The sequence below is a fragment of the Mesonia sp. K4-1 genome (genome assembly GCF_008017825.1).
Taxonomy (GTDB): Bacteria; Bacteroidota; Bacteroidia; order Flavobacteriales; family Flavobacteriaceae; genus Mesonia.
In genome coordinates this window covers 1-1,442 of the sequence record NZ_VRLS01000076.1, presented here as the reverse complement: position 1 = coordinate 1,442, position 1,442 = coordinate 1, and the positions used below count along the sequence as shown (strand labels likewise).

Annotated in this window: 1 protein-coding gene; it reads right to left on the bottom strand. The window is 33.6% G+C overall.

What is annotated here, in order from left to right; translation table 11 throughout:
* Positions 1 to 2 precede the first annotated feature (2 nt).
* Positions 3 to 1,442 (bottom strand): VirB4 family type IV secretion system protein (locus tag FT986_RS11890; protein ID WP_147865242.1); only part of this gene is annotated, 1,440 nt, incomplete at its 5' end.

Genomic DNA, 1,442 nt, shown 5'->3' with positions numbered 1-1,442 from the left:
ATTTAATTAATAAATTTTAAAATTGCTTTTTCCATATTTCCGTATTGCTCATACAGTTTCATGATTTCTTCATTTTCTTCCCCATCGGTGAGGTAAGCAGCATATACTTCTCTGGGTACCTCTAATCTAAAAATGTTACTTTCCTTACCGATTTTAATGAACATTTCGGTGTACTTAAAGGTTCCCGACAAATTGTTTTTGATGGATTTTAACTGGTTCAAGTCGTGACTGGATAAATGAAGTCTTTTTATGAGTTCATCATATCCTTTCTCATTATTAAGGCTATAAATAACTTGGGTGTTTTCTAGAATACTAGCCGATGTAGAGTTGTTAGGAAGTTGATTAATAGATTGTAGAATAATACCAATAGCTCCGTTTTGTTTACGAATGGCTTGATAATAGAATTCAACACTTTCAAGTACGTTTTCAAACTTGAGTTGTTTGGCAAACTCATCGAAAAGAATAATACCCTTTTCAGCTTTGTTCTTCCAAATCGTTCGTTGTATGGCTGATTTTATCAGCTTCAACATAACAGACAGAATTTCTTTATTGTCCTTGACTTCATCCAGTTCAAAAACAATCAATCGCTTATCTTCAATTTTATAGGTCTGATCTTCGCTAACTTCAAAAAGAAAACTATATAAGCCCTCCCCAACATATTCTGACATCACATGTAAAAAACTGGTCGTGTTAAAGTAATCGGGGTGAATTTTAAGATCCTCTAGCAAACTTTCTTGGTTCTTTTCAATAAAATGATAAAAGCCGTCCAGTGAATGGTTTTCAGCGGTTTTTAGATAGTAATAACGGAGGATTTTCTTTACGGATACCGATTGTGCTTTGCTTACTTTCATATCCGAAGCGAATAATTCGAACAAGAAAATGGATAAGTCCTCTAAACGCTCTGGTGTAATATCTGTAGTGTCGCTAATATAAAATGGGTTAATCCCTAAGTTCTTTCCACTTTCATATCGTAATACCGTATATTTTTCAGGATAAAGCTTGGCAAATTTGGTGTAGGAGCCTCCCAAATCTATGATGACTAGGCGAACGCCATTTTCAAAATACTGACGTAAAATATTATTAGCTAAAAAAGATTTACCCTCTCCCGTAGGAGCAAATATGGCAAAGTTCCTAGCTTTGATGCGTTTCTTTTTTTCATCCCAAACATCTTTTAAAACGGGAATATTATGTTCTCGGTCATTGAAAATGATCCCGGTGTCGTCTGATTGATAATTGGTATTGTTAATAAAGAGACAAAGTGCATGTTTAAGATCTGTTACATATAAATCATAATTGGAATAATTAGGGGAAAAACAACAGTAACTATTCAAAATATAATTTTTGCGTTCTTCTCCCTTGGGGTAATATGGAATGATATCCAGCTCTTTAAATTCTGTTTTGATCTTGGAAGCTATTCTTTTTAAGTTTTGCTTTTGTTGATC